Origin of the sequence: Paenibacillus xylanexedens (assembly GCF_001908275.1) — a bacterium.
GTDB classification, from domain to species: Bacteria; Bacillota; Bacilli; order Paenibacillales; family Paenibacillaceae; genus Paenibacillus; species Paenibacillus xylanexedens_A.
On sequence record NZ_CP018620.1, the window covers coordinates 211,504 to 234,260 of the forward strand.

General features: G+C 47.2%; 19 protein-coding genes. 9 read left to right on the top strand and 10 right to left on the bottom strand.

Annotation, left to right across the window (positions count from 1 at the left end; all coding sequences use genetic code 11):
- Nucleotides 1-21: 21 nt before the first annotated feature.
- The 7 genes from BS614_RS00760 to BS614_RS00790 all read right to left on the bottom strand — a co-directional run bounded on the left by BS614_RS00760 (nucleotide 22) and on the right by BS614_RS00790 (nucleotide 5,808).
- Nucleotides 22-723: a pirin family protein gene (locus tag BS614_RS00760; RefSeq protein WP_074092602.1), complete on the bottom strand. Its 702-nt coding sequence runs from the start codon at nucleotides 721-723 to the stop codon at nucleotides 22-24.
- Nucleotides 724-921: 198 nt separating this feature from the next.
- Complete coding sequence (locus BS614_RS00765; protein WP_210436958.1) at nucleotides 922-1,335, bottom strand: DoxX family protein; 414 nt, start codon at nucleotides 1,333-1,335, stop codon at nucleotides 922-924.
- Between the two features lie 50 nt (nucleotides 1,336-1,385).
- The gene (locus tag BS614_RS00770; RefSeq protein WP_074092604.1) at nucleotides 1,386-2,246 is read right to left on the bottom strand and encodes a M56 family metallopeptidase; all 861 of its coding nucleotides are present in this window, start codon (nucleotides 2,244-2,246) and stop codon (nucleotides 1,386-1,388) included.
- Between the two features lies 1 nt (nucleotide 2,247).
- Nucleotides 2,248-2,664: a BlaI/MecI/CopY family transcriptional regulator gene (locus tag BS614_RS00775; RefSeq protein ID WP_036612800.1), complete on the bottom strand. Its 417-nt coding sequence runs from the start codon at nucleotides 2,662-2,664 to the stop codon at nucleotides 2,248-2,250.
- Nucleotides 2,665-2,872: 208 nt separating this feature from the next.
- Nucleotides 2,873-4,336, bottom strand: a complete 1,464-nt coding sequence (locus tag BS614_RS00780) for a catalase (RefSeq protein ID WP_074092605.1) — start codon at nucleotides 4,334-4,336, stop codon at nucleotides 2,873-2,875.
- Nucleotides 4,337-4,630: 294 nt separating this feature from the next.
- The gene (locus tag BS614_RS00785; RefSeq protein ID WP_036612804.1) at nucleotides 4,631-5,437 is read right to left on the bottom strand and encodes a winged helix-turn-helix transcriptional regulator; all 807 of its coding nucleotides are present in this window, start codon (nucleotides 5,435-5,437) and stop codon (nucleotides 4,631-4,633) included.
- Nucleotides 5,413-5,808 (bottom strand): Fur family transcriptional regulator, encoded by a 396-nt coding sequence (locus tag BS614_RS00790; protein WP_036612807.1) that lies wholly within the window; start codon nucleotides 5,806-5,808, stop codon nucleotides 5,413-5,415. The genes BS614_RS00785 and BS614_RS00790 overlap by 25 nt, the downstream gene beginning before the upstream one ends.
- Before the next feature lie 272 nt (nucleotides 5,809-6,080).
- Between BS614_RS00790 and BS614_RS00795 the strand changes: the two genes are divergently transcribed.
- On the top strand, nucleotides 6,081-7,193 hold the full coding sequence (locus BS614_RS00795; protein ID WP_074092606.1) for a GGDEF domain-containing protein: 1,113 nt from the start codon (nucleotides 6,081-6,083) through the stop codon (nucleotides 7,191-7,193).
- Nucleotides 7,194-7,334: 141 nt separating this feature from the next.
- Here BS614_RS00795 and BS614_RS00800 read toward each other — a convergent pair whose 3' ends face one another.
- The gene (locus tag BS614_RS00800; RefSeq protein ID WP_047840782.1) at nucleotides 7,335-8,273 is read right to left on the bottom strand and encodes an aldo/keto reductase family protein; all 939 of its coding nucleotides are present in this window, start codon (nucleotides 8,271-8,273) and stop codon (nucleotides 7,335-7,337) included.
- Nucleotides 8,274-8,426: 153 nt separating this feature from the next.
- Entirely contained in the window at nucleotides 8,427-10,064 is a 1,638-nt protein-coding gene (locus BS614_RS00805) for an ATP-binding response regulator (RefSeq protein ID WP_074092607.1), read from the bottom strand.
- A 481-nt stretch (nucleotides 10,065-10,545) separates the two neighbouring features.
- On the opposite strand from BS614_RS00805, the gene BS614_RS00810 reads away from it, so the two are divergent.
- The 4 genes from BS614_RS00810 (at nucleotide 10,546) to BS614_RS00825 (ending at nucleotide 15,805) form a co-directional block, all read left to right on the top strand.
- Nucleotides 10,546-12,507, top strand: coding sequence for an anaerobic ribonucleoside triphosphate reductase (locus BS614_RS00810; protein WP_074092608.1), 1,962 nt, complete (start codon nucleotides 10,546-10,548; stop codon nucleotides 12,505-12,507).
- Nucleotides 12,504-13,013, top strand: a complete 510-nt coding sequence (gene nrdG / locus BS614_RS00815) for an anaerobic ribonucleoside-triphosphate reductase activating protein (protein WP_074092609.1) — start codon at nucleotides 12,504-12,506, stop codon at nucleotides 13,011-13,013. The genes BS614_RS00810 and nrdG overlap by 4 nt, the downstream gene beginning before the upstream one ends.
- Before the next feature lie 216 nt (nucleotides 13,014-13,229).
- Entirely contained in the window at nucleotides 13,230-14,069 is an 840-nt protein-coding gene (locus BS614_RS00820) for a methyl-accepting chemotaxis protein (protein ID WP_074092610.1), read from the top strand.
- 176 nt (nucleotides 14,070-14,245) lie between these two features.
- Nucleotides 14,246-15,805 carry an IS1182 family transposase gene (locus BS614_RS00825; RefSeq protein WP_074092611.1) on the top strand — a complete coding sequence of 520 codons (1,560 nt, stop codon included), beginning with the start codon at nucleotides 14,246-14,248 and terminating at the stop codon, nucleotides 15,803-15,805.
- A 99-nt stretch (nucleotides 15,806-15,904) separates the two neighbouring features.
- Here the strand turns inward: BS614_RS00825 and BS614_RS00830 are convergent, their stop codons facing one another.
- The gene (locus tag BS614_RS00830; RefSeq protein WP_074092612.1) at nucleotides 15,905-18,727 is read right to left on the bottom strand and encodes a glycoside hydrolase family 3 C-terminal domain-containing protein; all 2,823 of its coding nucleotides are present in this window, start codon (nucleotides 18,725-18,727) and stop codon (nucleotides 15,905-15,907) included.
- A gap of 369 nt (nucleotides 18,728-19,096) precedes the next feature.
- On the opposite strand from BS614_RS00830, the gene BS614_RS00835 reads away from it, so the two are divergent.
- From BS614_RS00835 to BS614_RS00850, 4 genes are all read left to right on the top strand, one after another.
- Nucleotides 19,097-20,641 carry an FAD-dependent oxidoreductase gene (locus tag BS614_RS00835; RefSeq protein WP_074092613.1) on the top strand — a complete coding sequence of 515 codons (1,545 nt, stop codon included), beginning with the start codon at nucleotides 19,097-19,099 and terminating at the stop codon, nucleotides 20,639-20,641.
- Between the two features lie 296 nt (nucleotides 20,642-20,937).
- Nucleotides 20,938-21,267, top strand: coding sequence for a PadR family transcriptional regulator (locus tag BS614_RS00840; protein ID WP_036612821.1), 330 nt, complete (start codon nucleotides 20,938-20,940; stop codon nucleotides 21,265-21,267).
- Nucleotides 21,260-21,853: an HAAS signaling domain-containing protein gene (locus BS614_RS00845; protein WP_074092614.1), complete on the top strand. Its 594-nt coding sequence runs from the start codon at nucleotides 21,260-21,262 to the stop codon at nucleotides 21,851-21,853. The genes BS614_RS00840 and BS614_RS00845 overlap by 8 nt, the downstream gene beginning before the upstream one ends.
- Nucleotides 21,850-22,749 carry a DUF4097 family beta strand repeat-containing protein gene (locus BS614_RS00850; RefSeq protein WP_074092615.1) on the top strand — a complete coding sequence of 300 codons (900 nt, stop codon included), beginning with the start codon at nucleotides 21,850-21,852 and terminating at the stop codon, nucleotides 22,747-22,749. Before BS614_RS00845 ends, BS614_RS00850 begins: the two co-directional genes overlap by 4 nt.
- Nucleotides 22,750-22,757: the final 8 nt, after the last annotated feature.

Here is a 22,757-nt window from a genome sequence, read left to right on the forward strand (position 1 = left end):
GGAGTTCATTTCATCAGCCATCTACGGCAAATCAATAATCATATAGAACGTATCTTCGTTTCCTTGCAGTTCGATTGAATCCCGCTGTTCCACACGAGCCGTGTCGCCTTCGTTCAACAGGTACTCTCCATCCAATCCCAGCTTGCCTTCGATGGAGAAAATGTACATTCGGCGGCCTGCATCCTGATTAAAGGTTAACGTTTCGTCTTTGGCTAATCGGCCAAGGTAGATCGTCATATCCTGATGAATGGTCGCAACTCTTGGTCCCCCATCTGGGGATACAATCGGCACGAGTGCTCCTGCCAATGCCGCTGGATCAAATGATGTCGTCTCATAGGAGGGCTCCAACCCTCTTGTCTGTGGCATGAACCAGAGCTGAAGCAAACGTACTTCTTCGGTATCGGATGCATTATGTTCGGTATGAATCATGCCACTGCCTGCTGACATCCGCTGGATACCACCAAAGCCTGTAACGGCTACATTGCCCAGATTATCTTCATGTCGCAACTTGCCGTTCAGTACGATCGATACAATCTCCATATCACTATGCGGGTGAGCTCCAAAACCGCGACCAGGCGCAATCACATCGTCGTTCGCTACCCGCATCGGTCCAAACGCCGTATTCTCCGGGTCTTGGTATTCTCCGAAAGAAAAGCTGTGACTACCACGGAGCCAGCCTCGATCGAAGCTGGAGCGGGCATCGGATGGAATGACGTTAATCATAAAATGCATCCTCCTTATTTTTTCTTAGTAGCATACTTATTCTCATTGTAACAAACCATAGGCATGTCGTCCAAACGAAAAAAGTTCTCTACTGATCAGCCCGGTTCGCAAATCAATTCCCGAACCGGCCTGGCCAATAAAGAACCTCATTACAGGACTAATCCTGCACTTCATTATTTTTAGCAATCGTTAGTTAAATCAAGCACTCACATTCTGGCGAGCGTTCCCCTGTCTGGAGAACAGATAATCCACGGCCAGGAGGCGGCTTCCTGTGAAGAGCAGTGTCAGGGAACCCGCAAGTAGCAGGTAATCTAACTCGGTACCACTCAGGAACGGCTCACCCACTTTGGCTGTAAACAGAACGCCAACCATCACGATGGCAAACAGGGCAGCAAACACACGTGTTCCCAGACCCAGAATCATCGCTGCACCACCTACCAACTCAATGATGGCTACAACGGATGCAAGAAATCCGGGAATACCAATGCTTTCGAAAAAACCTACCGTACCGCTGATTCCACCTTCGAATTTACTCCAGCCGTGCAATACAAAGATCAAACCAATCATAATCCTTGAGAAAAATAATCCAATCTCTACACTTTTATTATTCATGTTCATCTTCCTTCCTCATTATATTCGACTTCACATTTAGCCCAATTAATCTATCCGATGGACCAAACAAACAAGATAGACAGCAACAGGAAAACAGTAGCCGACATCAGAACAGCATAACGTGGCAACCTCAGTGTCACGTCCTGTTCCGGGTCCAGCAGACGTGAAATTCGGACATTCACCGACGTATCCGCAAATGAGGATTGAACGGTCAGTTCTTTGGCCCCCCAAGGTTCAGGACAAGCACGGAGCAGCTTGAGCAAAGCACTGCCAATGCCTGCCACATTACCTGTACGCTCAATGGCCTCATTGTCTGCCAAAATTTCTCTAACGATATTGTAATGTTTCGAAGTATGCTTCAATACGGGAATATACGGCATCATGATTGCAAATACCGATAACAGTGTCGTCTTCAGTGGGTCACGGTGCCACAGATGATGGACTTCGTGATACACAACTGCAGTCTCCTCTTCTGCATCCAGCATCGTCAGAAGCCCCGTGGAGAGTACGATACAAGGCCTCCATAAACCAATTGTAAATGCAACCGGAGAATGCTTGTCCACCACAATGAATCCCGGCTGTCCGAGATGGTGATACTTGGATTCCAGTTCGCGAGACAATGCACGCACTTCCATGGAGCGAAGCTTACGTACGGCTGCTCTGGTTTTCATCATACGAACCGTTAGCAACCAGCCTGTTCCTGCAAAGGTCAGCAATACCAGTGCCAGCAGGAAATGTCCAACGGATAACCAACCCAGTCGACTCATCCAATGATTGCAGAGCCAGAGCAGGTTAAACGGGATATCCCAGCCAAAAATTTTGTACATCGCGTACATGAACATCTGCATGAACACGAGTAACGGAATGCCAAACCCGACGGTAAACAAAAGTTTCGAGCGGGTCTTCCACATCTTAATCGCTATCCTTTTTCCATTGTTTGATCTTCTGTTCCAAGCGTTCAATCAGACCCGCATCTGCTTCGTCCAGCGCATCCAGCATATGATTCAATGCCAAAGCTCCGAATTCATCCACCAACTCATGTGACAGTTCCTTGGATTGGTCGTTCATAAACTCCTCCTTGCTCTGTACCGGTTGGTACAAAGATGTTCTGCCCTTTTGTGACTTTCCGAGAAGTCCCTTGTCTACGAGCCGGTTCATCACGGTCATGACTGTATTAAAATTGACGTCTTTGTCTTGTTCAAGTGCGGTCTGCACTTCACGGATGCTACTGCCAGGATGAGCCCATAAAATGTCCATAATCTTGGCTTCCAGCGGACCGAAAAATCGGTTGAGCCCACGCTCACCCACTTTGAAATTGTGTATTCTCATTTTCTGACACCCCTCACACTACCCATTGTAGTGCCATCAAATGAGAAGTCAACCTCTATGTCAGCTATTTTATGTAAATGATTTGTAAATTTGTTTTCCATTTCAGTAAAAAAGGCCAAAGACCGGGAGTTCCGCACGTTCGCGGTTCTGCCCGGTCTTCAACGAATATCAGTCCGTATGATGTTGTAGAACATGGTCAAACTGTACTTTATTTTCCATCCTGTGACGGCATATGTGCAGAAATATCCACGCCGAGTCCATGAGCCAAACGTCCGCCAAGCTGTCCATCCGCTCGGAAGAAGTGGCACAGGGCGCGCATTTGAATATCAACAGATACGCCCTTAAGGTCATTGATCAGATTATCAAGCAAGTGCTGCTGCTCTACAGGAGTAAATGAACGGAACAGCTCCCCTGACTGCGTATAATCATCCGTCTTCTCGATTTTCTCGCGTGTAACATGCCCTTGCAACGGAACCTGACTGTCCCGGTATGCCGGATCTTCTTGCGGGCTGTTTCCGGAACTGTTGGGTTCATAGTTCACCGGAGATGGGTCCTGATTCACATTCATGAGTCCATCACGCTGATGATTACGAACGGGTGCGTACGGGCAATTCACCGGAATTTGCAAATAGTTCGGTCCAAGCCGGTGACGCTGTGTATCTGGATAGGAGAATAGGCGTCCTTGCAACAATTTGTCTTCGGAAGGCTCAATTCCGGGTACAAGCGCACTAGGAGAAAAGGCCGCCTGCTCCACTTCAGCAAAGAAGTTTTGCGGATTCCGATTCAGGGTCATGGTGCCCACCGTATGGAACGGCAATACATCTTCAGGCCATGTTTTGGTTGGATCGAGAGGATCAAAAGCAAAATCATCCATTTGCTCCGGCTTCAAGAGCTGTACCTGTAACTTCCACTGCGGGTATTGCCCGTTCTTGATATGTTCATGCAGGTCCCGGGTAGCATGATTAAAGTCCTGTCCTTGTACCTCAGCAGCTTCCTGACGAGAGAAGCCTCGCACGCCTTGTGCAGACTCCCATTTGTATTTCACATAGTGGACCTGTCCCTGTGCATTAATCCATTTGAAAGCATGTACGCTGAAACCATCCATCTCCCGATAACTTGCTGGTGTGCCCAGATCAGAGAACAACCAGGTCATCATATGTGTTGATTCCGGTGAGAGGGTCATAAAGTCCCAATATCGGGCAGGTTCCTGAATATTTGTATCCGGAGCCGGCTTCAAGGAATGCACCATATCAGGGAACTTCAACGCATCACGAATGAAGAAAACGGGCAGATGATTACCGACAATATCATAGTTGCCTTCCCGTGTGTAAAATTTGACGGAAAATCCACGTGGATCTCTTGCAGTCTCTGGTGATCCCGTACCATGAATAACGGTTGAAAAACGAACCAGCACATCCGTCTCCGTCCCCGGATCTTGCAGGAAGTCGGCTGTTGTATACTCCTTCATACTCTGCTCTAGCGTGAATACGCCATGTGCACCTGCTCCTCTTGCATGAACCACCCGTTCTGGAATACGTTCACGGTCAAAGTGGGCTATTTTCTCAATGAGATGGTAGTCTTCGAGCAGTGTCGGCCCTCTTCTGCCTGCTGTGCGGGAATTCTGGTTGTCACCTACAGGTGCTCCCTGATTGGTTGTCATACGTTCTGTCATCATGTCGTCCTCCTCTAATGGGTCTCACGGCTGTTATATATCTACTATTAAAATCATATTCGGCTTCGGTTTAAATATACATTTAGACTTGATCTAACTGTTAAATTGATTCTAACATGTCCCACTCTGCTCTTGCATGAGGTTCACATGAGATTAAGATGAGGTTCTTCAACATTCATGAATGAACTATGAACATGTTTTAGGGAATGACTCTGATCTGCCTATCTATTAGGTAGTACCCGAAAAAGCATGAAGTGAAAGATAAAATTTGGGCAAAAAAAAAAAAAAAGCGGACTAATCCGCCAGGCGGTAGCCCACTCCTCTTACTGTTACAATATATTGCGGCGAAGACGCATTATCGCCCAATTTTTTGCGCAAGCTTTTGATATGAACATCGACCACATTACTTCCACCTGTAAAGTCCGTCTCCCAGATATCGCTGAGCATTTCCTCACGGGAAATGACTGCACCTTTGGCATCAATCAGCTTGAGTAACAGATCATATTCGGTCTTGGTTAGATGAATCCGGTTATTATCGCGCTGTACACTCATCCGTTCACGGTCGAGCCACAGATCTTTAAATCCGATACGGTGCCCTTCCTCAGGCAAAAAACCACGGTTGGGCAGAGCAGGGCTGTTGCCAATCATGCGCTGCACTCGGTAAAGTGCTTCCTGCGGGCGTGCAGGCCACACCAGCAACTCCTCCTGAAGCATCGGTCCACTTGCACTGCCAATCATCTTCTCACCGACCAGATACAGACAAGGGGTTGTATGCTCAGCCTCACGATTCAATCGGCTGCTAATGCCGGCAAATGCATCGATAGTTCCGGCCACAGACAGATCATAGATCAACAGATCAAAGACAAGACGCTCATGCAGATCCGGTTCCCAGCGATGGAAGACCAGTACATCAAAGCAGCTATCCGTTAAGGCCTTTACCAGTTCATGAACCTGCCCCGGCATCGGGCTGATCAGAATAACACGCCGTGTAACAGGACAATTGTCCACAAGGGGTGTTGAGTCAGACAAGGCTGGTTTAACTCTTAGGGGTAAACGGCGGCCAGGCAGTTTTATTTTTACTTGATCCGTTTGTTTCTGCATTCCCCGCAGACACCTCCAAAGACCACATGAGCATGATCAATTGCATATCCGGTTTCTTCAGCTACCTGTTTCATCCATTGTGGAGGAACCTCTGTCATCACCTCGTCCACTTTGCCACACACTTCACACATAATGTGCTGATGATCATCCATACGGGCATCGTACCGGCTTGCTGTCTCTCCGAGTTTAAGTTCCCGTATCAATTCTTTGTCCGTCAGATAACGAAGAGAATTATACACCGTACCATAAGCAAGATTATATCCTTGTTCCACGAGTCGATTCATAACATCAGCAGCTGTCGGGTGATCCTCTGAATGGCGCACCACATCATAGACCGCTTGCCGTTGTATCGTCAGATTTAAAGTTCTCACAACCATTTCTCCTTTATTATTGATCCATTTTATATGAAATCAGACACTGATCTTCTACTTATGATGGTCTTCCCAAAAAGAAGGAATATATTTTGATTTAGATTAAGTATAAATCTCATTGCATATTGAAGTCAATATCACTCTAACATCCTGTATATGCAAATAAAACATCTTTCCCAGCAATCACCTCATAAATTTGGGATAATATGGTTCGCTACAGCACCACTTTTCAGATAAAATATAGGGATGTGCGTAAAAAGGGGGAATGTCGGTTGTTTAGCACTTTTTTCATTAATATCTGTGTCATGATTACGTTTATGTATGTGTCCGGGATCATCGCAAAGTTCTATAGTATCCGATTGCCTTTTCCCTCGTTACGTGTTCAGTTGATCGGCGGCTTATTGTTCGGTATATATGGCACAGTACTCATGAACTATTCATTCCCTCTGAACGAAACTACGATTGTAGATCTACGGCATCTGGCCATCGTTACCGCAGCGGTATATATGGGAGGATTGGCTTCGGTCGTTACGGGACTCTTGATCTCGGTCCTTCGTATTTTGATGTTCGGCATATCATCCTCTGCCATAGATGCAGGATTTGTCATGACTCTGATCGGACTGTCCGGTGTATACTTCGCCTATGCTCCCTGGTCCAGACTGACCAAAATAATTACAATGAATCTGCTTGGCATGACATTAATCTTTATCATCCTTATGTTGAATACGGACAGCATGAATTCATTAATGAAGATATATCCGTTACAAATGGCCATTTCCTTTGCCGGTGGATTATTTATCTATTTCATCGCAGAATTCATTAATAAATCCAATGAAATGTTATTTCTATTGGAAAAAAGAGCATCTACCGATCATCTTACCAACCTGAGCAATCGACGACAGTTCGAAAAATCACTTCAACTGGAACTCCAGCGTGCGCGGGATTACCAACAGAAGCTTTCCTTGCTTGCCATTGATATTGACCGATTCAAAAAGGTAAACGACACCTATGGTCATTCCGCTGGCGATGCGGTCCTGAAGCAACTTGGACAACTGCTCGTTGAGCATGCACGTTCTGCTGATATCGTGTCACGAAACGGTGGGGAAGAATTCGCCATTCTCTTGCTCGACTGTGGACACCGTCAGGCCGTAGCTACCGCCGAATCTATACGGCAGGCTGTAGAGAAATACCATTTTGCTCTGCCCGACGGGCACACGACACGTCTAACCATCTCCATTGGTGTAGCCGTATATCCCGATCATTGTGATGATCATGACGATGATGATTTCTTCGAACAGGCCGACCGTGCTTTATATGAAGCCAAGAATACAGGGCGTAATCGTGTGTGCGCCTTAACTTTTCGTTCCTTGCCTCTTACACTTTAAAGTAAGATCTAACCTTTCAATAACCTAACCTCTCAACGTTCTCCAAAAAAAGGGATGTCTCGTTCGCCCATTCAGGCGCACAGGACATCCCTTGCTTTATGGATCATTACATATCATCTCAGCTTGTGTGCTGACAGGAGATTAAGCAAGGATGCTCTCAATCTCCTCGACAATGGCAGCATCCAGCTTCACGCCAGATGCAGCCGCGTTCTCTTTTACCTGCTCGGGACGACTCGCCCCTACAAGTGCACTGGATACATTGTTCTGGCGCAGAATCCAGGCAAGGGCCAGTTGACCAACCTTCAGATCCAGCTTGTCCGCCACTTCAATCAGTTGACGAACTTTCCCGATACGATCCGCATTGATCTTTCCTTCGTCCCATCCTAGCTTGGCAGCACGGCTATTCTCTGGGATATCGGAAACGGACGTATATTTCCCGGTCAATAGACCTTGAGCAAGCGGGGAATATACGACTTGTCCGATGCCTTTACGCTCGCCGAGCGGGATAATCTCATTTTCGATATAACGGTCAAACATGTTGTACACCGGCTGATTGACCACGATACGATCCAGAAGCAGACGATCTGCTGTACCCAACGCAGCTTCCATCTGAGCCGCTGTCCACTGGCTGACACCTACATATAACACCTTGCCTTGGCGTACCAGATCATCGAGCGCGCGGAGTGTTTCTTCAATTGGTGTTTCGGTATGATAACGATGGCAGTAATAGATATCCACATATTCAACGCCCAGGCGCTTCAAGCTGGCTTCACATTGCTCCTTGATATGTTTGCGAGACAACCCCTGGTCATTCGGACCATCACCCATTTTGCCAAATACTTTGGTTGCAAGTACATAAGAATCACGGGAATATGCTTTGAGCGTCTGCCCAAGCAGTTCTTCTGCTGCACCCCGTTCGTATACATTCGCTGTATCAAAAAAGTTAATGCCTTCATCAAATGCAGTTTCAATTGATTTCACCGCATTCTCACGTTCCACATACCCTCCGTACGTCAGCCAGCTTCCCAGGCTGATCTCGCTTACTTTCAGTCCGCTTCCACCTAATCTGCGATAATCCAATGTACATCCTCCTCTGTCGGTTATAAAGATGAAGTTCACTTTCTATTGTAACGTAACCAGCTCGGAATAAAAGGGCTTTGGCTCAGAAAATGGAAAATGAAAAGAAGCGCACCTATAAGGTGCGCCGAATAAAGATTTATCTATGATCATGATTTAAGGCAAAGTAATGCTCAATGCATTCAACAGATCAGCCTGTCTGACCGGCTTGGTCAGAACAGCATCAAAGGCTTCTGCTTCATGCAATTCAATGTGCATACCATAAGGAACAAGAACAATGACGGGCAAATTCTGCAGTCGCTGTTTCAGTTCATGTACAAAATCGACCGCACCGCCTTCCAGTAACCCCATATCCACCACGGCTACATCCGGCATGAATCCTTCCTTAATCCAATCATGCGCTACTGTCAGACCTGAGGTCATGTGTACATCCATCTCCCACCTACGCATCAGGGAAGAGACGCCTTGCAAAATGTCAGGGTCCTTGGCAAGCAACACCTTTTTCCCTTTTAACCGCTGCTGAACACTTGCGAGTTGAGGTAACTCCCAGTATCTGCGCAACGGAAGGGAGATGTTGAATTCCGTCTCATTTTCCTTCACACTGCTCACCTGAATACGGCCATGCATGAGAATGGCAAGATTCTGGCTTACAGCTAAACCCAGATTGCTTCCAATCAGTTTTTGGATATTCAAATTTTCATCTTGGCTGTTAAAGGTTTGTGTCTTCTTGTCCGATAACATCTGACCCGTGTACTTCACCTTGAGCAGAAGTGTACCGGTCTCCTCCAATTCTTCTCCGTTCACTACTGCTGTGATCAGAACCGAACCTTCACGCGTTGAATCGAGAGCATACTGAATGACGTGTGCAAGCAACTGTCCAATCTTGACTTCATCACCAACGAACACTTGAGATACATTCAGTTCAAGATTTAATCCCAGCTCAATGTTCTTGCCCGTCGCAATCCCGGTATAGAGATACACGGTATTCTCAATGGTACCTACCAGATCAAACGGATCATCATGTATAACCGTTTTACCTGCTTCATTAATATTGAAATTCATCATATTATTCAGCAAGGAAAGCAGAATATTGCCGCTTGTCTCAATCATATTCACATATTCGGACTGCTCCTCGGGCATATCTGGTGTGCGTATCAGATCTGTCAGTCCCAAAATACCGTTCAAGGGATTGCGAATCTCGTGATTCATCAATTTCAACATCTGTGTTTTGGTCATGGCCTCAGATTCGGCACGTTCTTTCTCTGCCTGGAGCTGTTCTTGCATTTGTTCCGAATCACTCAATTTCAGCTCCTGAACATGCAATGTGCTTTCCAGATCAACAACATAACCCAGGAATACAGCCATTGCCTTCAGTGTCTTCATATCTGTTTCGCTGATTACATAACCAGGATCATCCATCAGACAGATGGTACCAAATGTTTCGCCCGATCTTCTCATAATAGGCACGCCCACGAAGAAGCGATTGCCAAGTCCGCTCGTAACGCCCATGGATCGTGTCATCGGATGTTCACATGTATCCGGGATCGTAAGCACGTTACCGTTGTCTCTTAATACCAGGCTGCAATATGAATCCGTAAATGGAAGTGCACTGCCTTTAACAACTAACTCTTCCGTACGATTAAAGGCCTCCAAAATGACATTGGTCACCCCGTCATTCGTGGCAACAAAGATGGTATTGACCTTCAATATACCGCTTAATACGTCTACGATATGGGCCGCAGCTTCCTTTATATCTTCATAGAAGCCTCTTGTAATGCCTTCTGCCGTCCCCATGATTCACCCCTCTTATCTTAGCTGCACTTTCAAATCTGTATTTCAGAATGTTTAATCACGTACAGGGGTCATCAAAAATCCGAATAGCTGTCACAATCTATACTTATATGATTAACACCGTAGAAGTATAAGAGAATCATACTCCCTGCCTATTGCCCATTTGCGGACAAAAGCAGGTCTTAAACGGATGGTTTAACGACCGCGAATTCATTGCAACTCGCCTTTTCAGCTTGATTAAAGTCCGTCTTGTCCGACTTCGGATATTATACTTGCAGAATAACTAGAAATTATACGCTTCCGCTCAGACTTTGGGAACCTTTATCCGCAGCAATTAAAGGAAAGTCCATTTTGTTCAGTAAGCTGTGTGATCATTATCACACCCAAAAAACCACATATAGTTTATAAATGGATAATACGAATCTACATATAGTATCTAACGTGAATTGAATGATAACCAAAATCATTTTAGGAGGAACCTTACATGAACATGCTTGAGTATGCCACCCCACCGGCATCCGATCCATTATCCGACCTGGGAAGACGAATTATTGGCGCAGAAGACGCCGATACGCTGAGGGAAAATGCGAATCTGAACGGGGATTCCTTCAGTGGTAAGATGAGCAGGCTCGGTTCGGAGACCGCCAAGTGGCATGCTCTGCGTCATGTGTTGCCGGAAGAGCTTGCCCAAGCTGTGGAGAACGGGGATCTGTATGTACACGATCTGGATCAGTATGCGCTTGGAACAACCAACTGCATCTTTATCCCGTTTGACCGTCTTCTTGCTGCGGGTTTCAATACAGGCAACGGATCGGTTCGCACACCTCAGACGATCATGTCTGCAATGGCCTTGGTTGCGATCATCTTCCAATCCCAGCAGAACAGTCAATATGGCGGTGTATCGGCCAATAAGATTGACTGGGATTTGGCCCCTTATGTACAACGATCGTTCCGCAAACATTACCGCAAAGGGCAACGCCTCTTTGGTGAGCATGCCCTGCTTGAGGATGAACAGCTTTATCTGGACAGCATCGAAGCGAAAAATCAGTGCCCGCGCGCATATGCCTTCGCCTATGAAGAGACTGAGCTGGAGACAGGACAAGCTGCTGAATCACTGATTCATAACTTGAATACAATGAGCAGCCGGGCAGGTGGTCAGATTCCATTCACTTCACTGAACTATGGATTATGTACTTCTGCGGAAGGACGGTTGGTATCACGCTCGTTGCTGGAAGCAACCATTCGTGGCCTGGGCAACGGGGAGACTCCCGTGTTCCCTCAACATATTTTCCAATGTAAACAGGGGATCAATCAGGCTCAAGGAGAGCCGAACTATGATCTGTTCCGGCTCGCAGTCACCTGTTCATCCCGGCGGATGTATCCTAACTTTGTCAATGTGGATGCCTCTTTCAATCTGCCTTTCTATCATCCGGAAGATCCGGATACAATCATCGCAACTATGGGATGCCGCACACGTACACTGGCTGACCGATTTGGTCGCAATCGTCAAAGTGGTAAAGGTAACCTGTCCTTCAACACCATTAACCTCGTTAAGCTCGGCATCCGGTTTGGCATCTGCCAAGGTGCCAGAGCTGTCGCTGACCGGGCCGGATTCTATACTGCTTTGGAGTCGGTTATGCATAATGCCGCTTCCGGCCTGCTGCACCGCTACCGAATCCAGACATTGCAGCCTGCCAAGGCATCGGACTTCATGATGCGGGAGGGTGTATGGGAAGGTGGAGAACAGCTTGGCCCGAACGAGCCGGTTGCCGAGCTTTTAAAGCATGGAACATTATCTCTTGGTTTTATCGGTCTCGCGGAATGTATGACAGCTCTCTATGGGCGCCATCATGGGCAGGACCCTCATGTACACCGCGAAGCGCTCAACATTATTCGGACCATGAGAGAGTTCTGTGATCGGATGAGTGAGCAGCATAACTTGAATATCACACTGTTTGCCACACCTGCTGAAGGGTTGTCCGGCAAATTCACGAAGATTGACAGGGAACGATACGGCCTCATTGCCGGGGTTAATGATCGTGAGTATTATACGAACTCATTCCATATCCCGGTATACCACACGCTTCCAGCATATCGGAAGATTGAACTGGAGGCTCCTTTCCACACGTTATGTAATGCGGGTGCAATCTCCTATGTGGAGCTTGACGGAAACGTTCGGGCCAACACCGCAGCTTTCCTGCGAATTGTACAGTATGCACTGGCGCAGGATATCGGTTATTTCTCCATTAATCATCCGATTGATCGCTGCCCTGCATGTGGTTATGAAGGCGTCATTGGGGATGTATGCCCAGGCTGTGAAGCCCACGAGAATCATGTACACTTCCAGCGGTTACGCCGCGTAACTGGCTATCTGACCGGAGATTACAAAGTACGCTTCAATGCTGCGAAGCAGGCCGAAGTACGGGATCGGGTGAAGCATCGGTGAATCTATATGGTTACATCCCGGAATCGGTGAATGAAGGGACAGGCCTGCGTGCTGTGTTGTTCATCAGCGGATGTCGTCACGCCTGTCCGGGCTGCTTCAGTCCGGATTCATGGAGCTTTCGAGCGGGTGAGCCCTTTACAGAGGAGCGGCAGCAGCAGATTCTGCATGAAGTGACGACCCATCCGTTGCTGGATGGCGTTACGTTGTGTGGTGGTGATCCCTTTTTCTCGGCAGCAGAATGTACGTCTTGGGTCCAGCAGCTCCGCGCTGCACGTCCTGATCTGACGGTATGGGCCTACACGGGATTCGAATATGAAGAACTGATTACCGACCCTGCGAGAGCGGAGCTTGCCCGGTTGTGCGATGTGATTATTGACGGTCGATACGTTGAAGCGGAGCGTGATGTCTCCCTTCCCTTCCGCGGCAGCCGGAATCAGCGTTTGATTGATGTCAGTGCAACACTAGCCACTCGAACCATCGTTAAAATGCAGCTCAGTATGCTGTAAACATTGGTTGTATTCCCCTCACCAACTAACAAGGCACGGGTCCCCAGCGGACTCGTGTCTTGTTGGCGTATAGCGGTCTTCTTTAAGAAATAGGTTTTATCCATTCTCTCTATTTTCTTCTCTATTGCATGACGATATATAATATAGGTAGTTATTAAATTAGCATTTAAAATTTAACCGTTTACATAAGGTAACCAGGGAGGAATCATCTTTTATATGGATATTGTTCAAGCATTAATTACATGTATGCCTTTCTTTCGAGATACGATTCGTCAGGATGTAACCCTCTCCGTTATTGATCATGAGAAATTCCTATATTTCTCAGCAGGGGAATCGCTAAAGCAACTGAATTATCAACCCGGCGACCCTCTATTGGATGGGAATCGAAATTTTGCTGATCTCAACGGCGGTACAGTCAAACGATTCGATCACTACCCTAAAGATTTATTCGGTGTTCCTTTTGACGTGGCTTTTATTCCCATTAAAAATGAACAAGGTGAAGTCATCGCCCTGTTTAATCTGCTCTACAGTATGGATGACCAGGACCAGCTGCAACAGCTCATGGATGCTACCGAAAATCTGACCAACCAGTTAATTGACAGTGTACAGCATGTAGCTGCACACTCCGAGGAACTCAGTGCCACAACCGAAGAGATCCGGAACAATTCCAAACAAGCCGTACAGAAATCAGGCAATGTCACTCAGGTCGCCAGTTTCATTCGTGAAATCTCCGAACAAACCAATCTGCTCGGCTTGAATGCAGCCATTGAAGCGGCTCGTGTAGGTGAAGCAGGTGCAGGTTTCGGCGTAGTAGCCAAAGAAATTCGCAAACTGTCTGTGGATACCAAAGAAGCAACGGCCCGTATTGAAGATTCTCTTCTCTCGGTTCGGCAATCCATTCAAGGCATGGAGAATGAACTTGGTGAGATCACTGCAAGCTCCCAAGAGCAGGCTGAACTCGTGAACAATTTTATGAGCACAATTGAGCAACTGAATGAAACCAACAAACAATTGAAGCAATTTGTGCAAAAAATGATTACGTTTGACGGTAAATAAAAATACGTTTAATGGACAATACAAGCACGGCTCATAGTAAACAACAAACAAAGGGGCTGTCTCATAAGTCATAAAAATGGCTAGGGACAGACCTGTTTTCCAAATTGTAAAACAAAAAGAAGCCTTTCCTTGGTAAAATGAAAGTGTCGAGCAACCATTTCTAAGGAGGGCTTCTTTTGTACATTCAATATACCATGGATCAACTTTTCTTGCCAATGGATTTGGAGACAGATATCCCCGAAAATCACCTCGTTCGTGTTGTAAATGACGCAGTCAATCGCCTGAGCGATTCCATTTTCTACTCGGCGTATCCTGGCGGAGGCCGCCATAGCTATCATCCCAAAATGCTCACCAAAATCATCATCTACGCCTACACTCAGCGCATCTATTCTTCCCGGAAAATCGCCAAGGCCGCTCGGGAAAACATCATGTTCATGTGGCTCGCTGGGCGGCAACAACCGGATTTCCGTACCATCAATCGCTTCCGTTCCGAGCGGATGAAAGACGTACTGGAAACGGTGTTTACCCATGTGCTGGAGTTGCTTGTTCAGGAGCAATACGTATCCTTGGAACACTACTTTCTGGACGGAACCAAGCTTGAAGCGAATGCGAATCGGTACACCTTCGTCTGGAAAAAGGCTGTCGTCAAGTACCAGGCCAAACTGCAAGAAAAAGTACATACCCTGTTCCAAGCCATCGAAGCGGCCGAAAGTGAAGAAGATGCACTCCACTCGGGTACAGACCTCCCTGAGCTCGGGGAAGCTTCCGCACTCACGGCAGAAAAGTTGGAGAAAGCGGTTCAGCAACTGGAGAAATCTTTACAAGAAAAACCGAAAAACAAAATCGTAAAGAAAGCCGTACGCCAGTTACGCAAAGACTTGCTACCGCGGCTGCAAAAGTATGAGTACCAAATCCAAACCGCAGGGGAGCGGAATAGCTATAGCAAAACCGATCCGGACGCAACGTTCATGCGAATGAAAGAAGATCATATGCGAAATGGTCAATTGAAGCCTGGGTACAATGTGCAGATTGGAACGGAAAACCAGTTTGTTTTGGGTTACACGGTGCACCAGCGACCCACAGACACGAAATGTCTGAAGCCCCATCTCGATCATTTGGAAGAAACGCTCGGCAAAAGACCGAAGACCGTCATTGCGGATGCAGGATATGGAAGCGAAGAAAATTACAGCTATTTCGAAGAGAAAAACATCCAAGCGATCGTCAAATATGGGACGTACCACAAGGAGAAAACGAGGGCCTTTCAGCAAGCGATTAACAAAGTGGATAACTGGAGCTACAACGAAACGGAAGATACATGGACCTGTGCGGCTGGGAAGATATTACGTTTTCGGTACGAAAGCGAGACGATTACGGAAAGTGGTTACACGATTCGTACCCGCCATTATCGAAGTGAAGATTGTAGTGCATGTCCTCTGAAAGCAACATGCACCAAAGCCAAAGGCAATCGGGAGATCGCGATCAGTCTGACCTATATGCGGCAAAAAAACGAGATGCGAGAACGACTGCGGAGCGAGGAAGGATACACTCTTTCTGTTCAGCGCATGACGGAGCCAGAGAGTGTGTTTGGACAAATCAAAAACAACCGGGGATTCCGAAGATTCCTGCTTCGTGGCTTGCAAAAAGTAAGTCTGGAGGTCGGGTGGCTTTGCCTTGCCCACAATCTGCTTAAAAAAGCCGCAATGACGGAAAAACGCAAAAAGGACAAAGCAAGATAAACCTCTGCTTTGTCCTTTTTTGAACCTACGAGTGTTATTTCTTTTTGCCGATACGCTTTTAAGGGCTTTTGAGACAGCCCCTTGTCATGAGCTATTTGACTAACGGATCTCGAAGTGACTGATGCGCACACCTGCTGACAGCACAATGTATACATCCTGCGCACCTGATGCACCTGTGAGTTCCGCCTTCACGGTAGACCACTGCTGGGCTTCACCTTGTGCCAGTTCCACACGACCTGCGAGCGTACCGTCTGGTGAACCGAGTCGAACTTCCAACACAGCGCCTGCTTTTTCTGCGGATACACGAGCTTCAATTGCTGCTGCCCCACTACCCAGATCGGCATCCTTAAAGGCAATCCATCCTTGCTCACCAACTACACGGACAGCACTTCCGCCCTCTTTGCTCTCATCCAGGTCAACACCCAGGTAAGCATCATAATTCTCGGCACGAGTAGCCACACCCAGATTACGGGCAGGGATCGTCTCTCCTTCTACCGTCAGGTCTGCAACCAGTTGGACATCAGAGGATGACTTGGCAACCATGATGGAGTAAGTTCCACTTTCCACGACATACCGATCACGAGTTACATCCCAGATTGCCAGTTCCTGAACAGGCAAGGTGAAGCTGACTTTCGCTGTAGCTCCCGCTTCGATATGAAGACGACGGAATCCTTTTAACGTTTTGAGTGGACGTTTCACCCGGGATTTGCCTGCACGAACATACAACTGTACAACCTCGTCGCTAGCCATTGAACCGGTATTAGTCACATCCACAGTTACCGTAACGTTGCCCTCTGTACCCACTTGAGTTGGGCTAAGTTGCAAATTGCTGTATTTAAACGTTGCATACGTCAGACCATGTCCAAACGGATACAATACATTACCTTCAAAATATTGATACGTGCGACCGGATTGAATGATATCGTAATCTTTGATGTCGGTCAGTTGATCTGCCGATTGTACCCATGTCATGTTCAAACGGCCTGCTGGCGCATAGTCGCCATACAAAACGTCAGCCACTGCGTTACCCAGTTCCTGTCCTGCGTGCGAAGTATACAATACCGCCGGGATGTTCTCCTGAACCCAATTCGATGTGAACGGATAACTACCCACGATGACCACAACCGTGTTCGGGTTCGCGGCATAGACCGCCTCAACCAGACGTTGCTGCGATTCAGCCAGATCCAGACTTGGACGGTCAATTTCTTCTTTACCATTTACAAGCGGATTATTACCAACAAAGACAATTGCCGTTTCCGCAGCCTTGGCAGCTGCTACCGCTTCCTCAAGTCCATTTACAATGATATCCTGCTTGAATGTCTCTGTAGCACCGAAAGACTTCAGTTCTTCGGACACTACGAATGCATCGTTTCCACCATTAGGTGCAGTCACCGTTTTGCCATTCCAAGTGGTCAGACCTACACTTCCGTCCTGTTGTGGCAACAAGTGGAATACTTCCTTCACGAACCAGCCGTATACTTCATCAGCGGAAGCCGTTACGGTCTCTTCATCTGTGGTCAGATATTTGCCGTTGCTTTCCGCCTGCAAGGTATAACTTCCGAAGCCCCAGTCGGAAACCATAAATGTCTCCGCTTCTCCCGAAGCAATGACAGGTGATTTCTCACCTTCCGCCAGTCCAATCTTCTTCCCATTGGCTACGGAAGTTAACGTAATGCGATCATTACCATCCTTGAACGCCACTTTGTCGCTGCCTACTTTGCCACGGATCGCCTCAAGTGGGGATACGTTATACGGCATGGTGCCTGCATACCAGTCACGATAGACGGTTCCGCCCAATTGACCAATCACAGCCACTTTACCAGCTCTTGTTTTGTCCAGCGGGAGCGTGTATTTGTCGTTTTTGAGCAACACCACTTGTTCTCTTGCGGCTCTGAGCGACAGTTCTTTTGCTTTCTCTGTCATCATGGACTCTTCACCAATAGCAGCGTACGGGTTGCCTTCTTCCGGATCGAACTCGCCCAGACGGAAACGCACACGGAACGTATTAAACAACGCTTTGTCGATGTCATCCATCGTGAGTGTGCCTTGTGCCAATCCTTCACGTAGTGCCTGTTTGGACAGCTCAGCATCATCGGTGATGCTATCAATTCCTGCCTTCACAGATTCTACCGTACCTGGTGTGTGGGAATCATAGTATTTATGATCGTTCTTGATGCCCATTACATCGCCTGCATCACTGACAATGAAACCATCCATGCCCCATTCACCTTTGACAATCTCGTTCACAAAAGGATGCAACAACGCTGGTGTACCATTAATGGAGTTGTACGCCGTCATCATCGACTGTGCGCCGCCTTCTTTGAACGGCTTCTCGAACGCTTTCAGATAATATTCACGCATATTGCGCGGATCAATGCTGGACGAACCACTTCCGCGATCCACTTCGTTATTATTGGCGAGGAAATGCTTCAAGGTAGCGACCGCTTTGTAATACTTTGGATGGTCGCCCTGAATTCCTTTGACCAATGCTGTTGTCAGCTCGGCTGTCAGTTCCGGGTCTTCACCATACGCCTCTTCATTCCTTCCCCAGCGCGGGTCACGTTCCATATCCACTGTAGGTGCCCACAGCGTAAGACCGTTCACTGCCGGATTTCGTTTATAAAATACACGCGCCTCGTCTCCGAGCACGGAGCCAATCTCTTTCATCAGATCCGCATCCCATGTGCATGCAAGCCCCACCGGTTGTGGGAAGGATGTTGCTTCTCCAAGCCAGGCCAAGCCGTGTGCCGCTTCTGTTCCATGTTTATATGCAGGCACACCCAGGCGGTCTACTGCCGGCTGATATTGCAGCATGGATTCAATTTTTTCATCTTCCTTCAAGCGGGATACAAGGTCCTTCACCCGGGTGTCTAATTCTAGTGCTGTATCTTGAAACGGATATTTCGTTTGGTTGGTCGTCATATCGAATCTCCTTTGGTTATCGGTAGTAAATTAAAATGATAGCGAATACATATCTCAAGAAAAAACGAGGGTTAATTCGGATAAAATTTTTCTTCCGATGGATCAATTAATCCTTTTATAATAAACGTTTACAGGTGTAAAACTTGATCTCCTTTTCAAAACCTAAAACGATTTCGGTAATCCTATCATATAGCATGTTTAACAAAAAAAATAGAGGTTCTGTGCAGGAAATTGTGAACATCCCCCCTGCAAAATCTGAACAACACCGTTTTTTCCTGGCATAGTCTGGCAATCATGAATAAGAGTACAACGATGTGCGCTGAATAACATTCCATGCGATAGATTGAAGATAATCAAGGAGGAAAAAAAATGAGCGACAATCAGCAGCCCAAGACGGGTCTGCCCCCGGTCCCCGAATCGCTGTGGCGTGCTACGCATCAATTCGATGCCTATCCAAAACTGACCGAAGATATCACCGCGGATTTAGCGATTATTGGTGCCGGTATTGCCGGGATCACTACAGCCTATCTGCTCGCGCAGACGGGTATGCGTGTAGTCGTGCTGGAAGCTGGAAAAGTATTGGATGGCACGACCGGTCATACCACTGCCAAGGTATCTGCACAGCACGGCGTCATATTTGATGAAATTATGCATCACTTCGGACAGGAACAGGCTCGGATGTACTATGAAGGCAATGCCGATGCCGCGAAGTGGATGCGCAATTTGGTGAAGGAAAAACAGATTAATTGCCAGTGGGCAGAGGAAGATGCCTACGTCTACATTCAATCGGAAGAAAACATCAAAAAACTGGAGATCGAGCTGACCGCCTATGGCAAACTCAATATCCCTGGTGAGTGGGTAGACCCACTCCCTATTCCAGTTCCCGCAAGGGCAGGTATCCGCATGCCGGGTCAGGCACGCTTTGATCCGCTGGCCTACCTGCACTACTTGCTCGATTCCGCTGTGAAACAAGGGGTTCGTATCTATGAGCACACCACCGTAACCGATGTGGAGGAGGATGCTTCACTACATGTCAGAACTTATGGAGATGGCCCATCCGTAACAGCGGAACATATTGTCGTGGCCTCTCATTTTCCCGTCTATGATCCCGGATTTTATTTCACACGATTACACGCCGAACGATCCTACGCTGTATTAGTCGAACCGGAGAAACCCTATGCGGGCGGCATGTACATCTCGGACGATACACCGTACCGCTCCTTGCGTACCGTCTTACATGACGGCAAGGAACTTATCCTCTTTGGCGGCGAAAATCATAAAACCGGACAAGGTATCTGCACCTTCGGTCATTATGAACGCCTGGAGCAGTTCGCAGCGGAGACATTTGGCATTCGCAACATCCCTTTTCGTTGGTCAGCCCAGGATCTGATCTCCATTGACAAGGTGCCTTACATTGGACCGATTACCGGAAGACATGAACGTGTATATGTGGCGACCGGATTTGCCAAATGGGGAATGACAACGGGTACCATGGCCGGTCATATTCTCGCAGATCGCATCACCGGACGTGACAACCCTCATGCTGCCATATTCGATCCGGCAAGATTCAAGGCCGATCCTGGTATGAAACACTTTATTGTGGAAAATGTGAATGTAGCCAAAGAATTAATCTCCGGTAAAGTAGGCATTGTGCACAAAAAGGTTAGCGATATTGGTGAAGACGAAGGAGCCGTCGTTCGTCATAATGGCAAACGTGCTGGCGCCTACAAGGACACCAGTGGCAAGCTGTTTCTGGTGGATACCACCTGCACCCATCTAGGTTGCGAAGTCGAATGGAACGAGGGGGAACGTTCGTGGGATTGCCCATGCCATGGTTCCCGCTTCGATTATGCAGGCCATGTCATTGAGGGCCCTGCTGTGGAAGACCTTAAAGTTCTGGATGCACAAGAATAACCGACATTTAGCGATTAACCTGTAAACCAAAGAAACAAAAGTTCATCTCACAGACCGGATCGGAATCCGCCTCCAGACGGAAGTAACCGATCCGGTTTTTGCGTATGCTGAATTATAGCTAAACAGACAGCTTCAGCTAAGCATCAGTATTAAACGAACTTATTATCGATCAATCGTGATACGGAACTATTTTAAAGTCACTACCTTGCATTAAACAGTACTGGGTGCTATGATAAATTCACCACTACTGAACAATATACACTAGCGATAAATGAAGCTACTAAGGAGGAACCTGTGTGAATGTGAACATCCAGTTCAAAAAAGGAGTATTGGAGCTGTGCGTCCTGGTATTAATTAACCGCCAGGATCGGTATGGCTACGAACTGGCTCAGGCGGTCTCCAAACATATCGAAGTTGCTGAAGGTGCACTGTATCCCTTGCTTCGCCGGCTTGTGAATGACGGTTACTGCACCACCTATCTGCAAGAATCAACTGAAGGCCCGCCGCGCAAGTATTACCGACTATCCGATACAGGTCGCGACTACATGACGGCACTGACGACAGAATGGAATGAATTTGTGCGCAATGTCGCAAATCTGATTGAGGAAGGAATCCCCAATGAATAGACAACAATTTATGAAAGCCATGGAAATTCATCTACGGCCGATGGAACAGCAGGAACGGGCCGAATTGCTCGCAGACTATGATCAACATTTCGAGCTTGGACTACGAGAAGGCAGGCTGGAAGAAGAGATCGCTCGGGAACTGGGACACCCGGAAGAGATCGCCAAGGAAGCACTTGGTGATCGTTATGACATTCATACACCGGGTTCAGATGCGTTCTATGCACCGACGTATCGCGAAATGCGGTCACCTAGAAACAGCACCAGAGCCACTCGCAACTTTTTCACAGCCATCGGCCTGTTATTCCTGAATCTGATTCTTGGCATTCCTCTTGGTCTCATGATGTGGTCGGTATGGCTTGTTATTGCCAGCCTATCCTTGCTGGTATTGGCTCCTGTGGCAGCGGTTGTGGATTTCGTATTCCTAAGCCAACTCGATAAAGCAGAGATCTTCGTTGCGATTGGCGCTTTCGGTGTCGGCATTTTGTTTGCCATCGCATCGAAGTATGTCTTTAGAGCCTTCAAAATCGTCACTCTTCAATATATTAGATGGAATAAAAACACGATGAAAGGAGATGTTTCCGCATGAGTACCAAAAAATGGCTTGCGCTTGCCGTGATATGTATCGGAATAGGTTTACTTGGGACATCCATCTATGGCGTTCAGTTCGGGGATGAACGGGAGCATTATTCCAAACGATGGGATTTCAAAGAAGATGAATTACAGAACATTATCATGAATGCTAATTTCAGTGCAGATATTGAATTTGTTGTAAGCCCGGATTCGAATGGTTATATCGAAGTGGATGGTAAATGGGACCCTACCGTTGTCAAAAGCTTCGAACAGGCCACCATATCCAACGGCACATTCCAACTGGCACAGACAGAACGTGAACGATTGCAATTTTTCACCTTGTACTGGAATGATCAAGACTCCACAATAACCGTTGCCCTGCCTGAAGAACACCAATTAAATGAGGTTAAGCTGGACTCCTCTTCAAGTGACTGGGATCTAACGGATCTGCGTGCCAATCAGCTTGAGCTGAATAACACCTCAGGTTCCATACGTCTGGCAAACATCAAGGTACCCAATATTGAGTTGGCTCTAACTTCTGGCGACATTAACGCTTCCATGATTAATGGAGACATGACCGTGAAACAGACATCCGGAAGTTTCACGGCAGATCAGATTGCCGGTCAAGTAAACAGTAAGATTCAATCAGGAGATATTGAGATCACTGAATTGAATGGTGCGGCCGATGTTCAATTCACTTCGGGTAGCATTCATATTGAACAGTCCCATTCCGCCCCAATTAATGCTTCTGGAACATCAGGCGATATTTTCATTCAAGCTGCACCTGATTTTGACGGAATCTACGACGCTAAGGCTACTTCCGGAACTGTCGATGTACCTGAATCGCCAATGGTGAGCCGGGAAGTGATCAAGGCCCGTACTTCTTCTGGCAGCATCGAGATTACCAAATAGTGATGAAG